Genomic DNA, 4451 nt, shown 5'->3' with positions numbered 1-4451 from the left:
CCCCCCCCCCACACTTCTCCAGAGGGTATGGACTTGTTCACCATCGAACAAGCGCCCACAATTGCTCTATCTCCAATTGTAACCCCTGGCATAATCGTACTTCTTGCTCCAATAAAACAGTCGTTACCAATGTTAATTTTTCCGAATTTTAATACGTTTTTATATTTTTCTTCATTACGAAACGCCCATGTTGCTCCATCATGAGTAACAAACGCACAGCCAAAAGAAATTTCTGTGTGATTTCCAATTTCAATTAACCATGGTTCACTTCCCCAGTTTGGAGAACCAATAAACCGACAATTATCTCCGACTGAAACGCCTAATTCACGTGCGTACTGAATTGGATTATTCCTTTTTAGGTAAAAAAGTCTTACACTATGTAATAGTTTCATTAGCTTCTCCTTTAGTCTCTCTTAAAGATGTCGCGTGTGTACACTTTTTCATTCACATCGTCTAGGCAGCCATCATATCTGTTTGCAATAATCGCCTGGCTCATTTCCTTAAACTTCTCCAAATCATTTACTACCTTGCTGCCGAAGAAGGTTTCTCCGTCTTTCAAAGTCGGTTCATAAACAATAACTGTTGCACCTTTAGCCTTGATACGCTTCATAACGCCCTGGATAGAACTCTGGCGGAAGTTATCGGAATTGCTCTTCATGGTCAGTCTGTAAACACCAACAACAACTTCTTTCTCCTTGCCTTCACTCCACTCATCGTTGGCACCATAAGCACCGGCGATCTCCAGCACACGGTCTGCAATGAAGTCTTTTCTCGTTCTATTACTCTCAACGATTGCAGACATCATATTCTGAGGTACATCTACATAGTTAGCCAGCAACTGCTTCGTGTCTTTCGGCAGGCAATATCCGCCATAACCGAAGCTCGGGTTGTTGTAATGAGTACCGATACGAGGATCAAGACAAACACCGTTAATGATCTGCTGTGTGTTCAGCCCCTTCATTTCCGCGTAGGTGTCCAGTTCATTAAAGTAGCTGACTCTCAGTGCAAGATATGTATTGGCGAACAGTTTAACAGCCTCTGCTTCAGTAAATCCCATGAACAGGGTGTCTACCTCTTCCTTGATTGCACCTTCCTGCAGGAGTTCTGCAAAAATATGTGCAGCTTTTACCAGTCTAGCATTCTCTACATCGGTACCTACGATAATACGGCTGGGATACAAATTATCGTAAAGCGCTTTAGATTCTCTTAAGAATTCCGGGCTGAAGATGATGTTGTCACAGTGGAACTTTTCTCTGACACTTGCGGTATATCCAACCGGAATTGTGGACTTAATGACCATGATAGCTTCCGGATTGTACTCGATAACCAGCTTTATAACCGCTTCAACTGCACTTGTATCGAAGAAGTTCATCTTGCTGTCGTAGTTAGTCGGAGCAGCGATAACTACGAAGTCTGCATCAGAGTATGCTTCCTTTGCATCCAATGTGGCGGTCAGGTTCAGTTCCTTTTCTTCCAGATATTTTTCAATGTATTCATCCTGAATTGGAGACTTCTTGTTGTTGATCATCTCAACCTTTTCAGGAATAATATCAACTGCCGTTACATGATGATGCTGACTTAAAAGCGTAGCAATGGACAGCCCAACATAGCCGGTACCTGCAACAGCAATTTTCAAATCTTTAAACTCTCTCATAATCGTTTTCCTCCCGCATAGCGGATAGAGTTATCCGTTATGTGGATCATTGTGTTATTTGTGTGGATCTCTACACCGCTTTTTACATATAAAACGCTTTATACCACTCAGCGAACTTTCTAAGTCCCTCTCGAATACCGATCTTCGGCGTAAACCCATAATCTCTCTCTAACGCAGAGCTGTCTGCATAAGTCACAGGCACATCCCCTGGCTGCATGCCGACCAATTCTTTGTGGGCATCAAAATCATATTCTTCCGGCAGCACTCCAGCCCTGACAAGTTCCTCCTGAAGTGTTGTAATATAATCCAATAGATTTTCCGGTGTACCACCGCCAATGTTGTAAACTGCGTATGGCGGAACCGGCAGACCATCTTCACCATTTTTCTTCTCCGGTGCTCTCTGCATTACACGAACCACTCCTTTTACAATATCATCAATATAGGTAAAGTCGCGTTTGCAGTTACCATAGTTGAAAATCTGAATGCTATCGCCTTTCACCAGTTTATGCGTTGCAGAAAAATAGAACATATCCGGACGACCGGCAGGACCGTAAACCGTGAAGAACCGAAGTCCTGTGGACGGAATGTTATAGAGTTTAGAATAGGCGTGCGCCATCAGCTCATTAGACTTTTTGGTAGCCGCATATAGAGAAACCGGGTTCTCCACCTTATCATCTGTACTGAATGGAACTTTTTTATTTCCACCATAAACGGAAGAAGAAGATGCGTACACAAGGTGTTCTACGCCCTTATATTCCACATTCTTATCTGCTTTCACAGCATCATAAGAATGACGGCAGGCTTCCAGAATGTTATAGAAACCGAGAAGGTTGGATTCAATGTAAGCGTCCGGGTTTGTGATGGAATAACGAACGCCAGCCTGAGCAGCAAGGTTCACGACCACATCCGGTTTGTAATCAGCGAAAATCTTTTCGATGATGGACTTGTCCGCAATACTGCCTTTTATAAAAGTAAAATTCGGCTGTGTGGACAATTCTTCCAGTCTGGTCTCTTTTAATCTCACATCGTAGTAGTCGTTCATATTATCAATGCCGACGATTTTCACAGACGGAACATCGGCAAACAGCCTCTTCGCCAAGTTGGAGCCGATAAAACCGGCAACACCTGTGAGAAATACTGTTTTGTTTTGTAAATCTACATTTGGGACAAACCCGTCAATCTTGCTCATTTTGTGTACCTTCTACTTCCTTAATAGTTTCTATATAAAATCTCCCGGCCAAGCCAGAAGCCTTTTTTACTCAAAAATCTTCCTATTTTCCCAACTAAACTCTATTGGATAGACCCATATACATTCTGCTTTTTTATTTTCAACAATAAAGCGATTTGGATACAGACCAGCAATATACCTACGCCATTCCTCCATACCCACTTCCTACAAAACCCTTGATTTTACTGCATTTTCAGCCAAAAATGACTTTATCACTCTCTGCCCATCTCTATCCAAAATGCAGAAAATCATTATTTCCGTCCCCCGTCTGACTCACTCATTTCGTGTTAAAATAGGTGTCAATCAAAAATCACCCACTGCATTTCGTGCTAAAATGATGTTATCAGACTTCACTATATGTCTATCCAAAACGCTGATTTTTGCCTTGGGTTGCGGTTTTTCATGGGTGTGGACATGATTTTTCCTGTCCTTTTAAGCCACTAATTTTGCAGGGTAGACATTATCATACAAAGCTTTGTACTTTCTTAAGAGTTCTGGACTAAACATGATATTTTTACTTCCAGTCTTTTCACAGATAGAAGCAGTGCAACCAATCAGAATGGCAGATTTGATAACCATTATTACATTTAAATTGTACTGCATAACCAGCTTGATTACTGTTTCAACAGCAGAAGTGTCAAAATGCTGTGTATTACTGTCATAGTTTGTTGATGCAACAATCACCACAAAATCAGCTCCTTTATAGGCAGCTTCTGTATCCAAAGTAGCAGTCAGTTTTAGTTTATGAGCACCCGCAACATCATCTTCAAGATACTTTTCAATGTAATCGTCTGAATTGAAGATTTACAATTGCTAATCATACCTACCTTTTCATGGATAATATCCACAGCAGTCACTTGATAATGCTGTACCAGAAAAACAGACAATGATAAACCAACATATCTTCTTCCCGTCACTGCAATCTTGTATGTTCGCGAAGGAATCTCAGCTTTATCCAATTCATTGCTCAATTACTTCTCATTGGTTTCTATTGTTCTTCTCCATTCCTTTTATAAATAATCATTTTGTGCTTTATATAATAAAAACTCCGGGGTGATGAACTTAACATCATAGAGTCACCACCCAAGTGACTCTCCCCGAAGTACTATTCAACTTTATGTTCTTTCTTTCCTCATTTTTTCCATTTTTCTCCCCGCCGGACAAAACAAACAGAAGTTGCTTTTCATGCCATCTGCTGTGCCATACCTGTCCTCCTTTATCTGCTAAATTCCTTTTAAACACAAACTTTTTTACTCATTTTCTTGGGTAATAAATATGAACTTCCCAGCCCTCAAAAATGACTGTCTAACAGTTTGTTCCTAAATATAGCATAAGCTTATTATGACACAAGCGTATTTATCTCTAACACCGGTGCCTACAACAGCAATTTTCCAATCTTTACCCTTACATAGTCGTTAACCTTCAAATTCATAAATAGCTTTTCAACTATATACGCCATACATGATTTTTTATTATAGAAAAGCGTTGTTTTGTCACTCTAAACAAATTTAATATCTCAGCTAACTTTCACCACCAAATTTCTAACCTCAGATCTATTTCCATCCGTAT

4 protein-coding genes are annotated in these 4451 nt (G+C 40.5%); all 4 read right to left on the bottom strand.

Features of this window, described 5'->3' with window-relative positions:
• Positions 1–392: acyltransferase (locus HMPREF1548_RS16490; RefSeq protein WP_021637489.1), on the bottom strand; the 392-nt coding region annotated here is incomplete at its 3' end.
• 11 nt (positions 393–403) lie between these two features.
• Positions 404–1636, bottom strand: a complete 1233-nt coding sequence (locus HMPREF1548_RS16485; protein ID WP_035322563.1) for a nucleotide sugar dehydrogenase — start codon at positions 1634–1636, stop codon at positions 404–406.
• A gap of 100 nt (positions 1637–1736) precedes the next feature.
• On the bottom strand, positions 1737–2843 hold the full coding sequence (locus HMPREF1548_RS16480) for an NAD-dependent epimerase/dehydratase family protein (protein WP_021637487.1): 1107 nt from the start codon (positions 2841–2843) through the stop codon (positions 1737–1739).
• Positions 2844–3314: 471 nt separating this feature from the next.
• Positions 3315–3605 carry a UDP-glucose 6-dehydrogenase family protein gene (locus tag HMPREF1548_RS30920; protein WP_021637486.1) on the bottom strand — a complete coding sequence of 97 codons (291 nt, stop codon included), beginning with the start codon at positions 3603–3605 and terminating at the stop codon, positions 3315–3317.
• Between the last annotated feature and the right edge of the window lie 846 nt (positions 3606–4451).

The organism is Clostridium sp. KLE 1755, from assembly GCF_000466465.2.
GTDB lineage: Bacteria > Bacillota > Clostridia > Lachnospirales > Lachnospiraceae > Eisenbergiella > Eisenbergiella porci.
The sequence above is the reverse complement of the archived record's forward strand: the minus strand, read 5'-3'. Positions and strand labels throughout refer to the sequence as shown.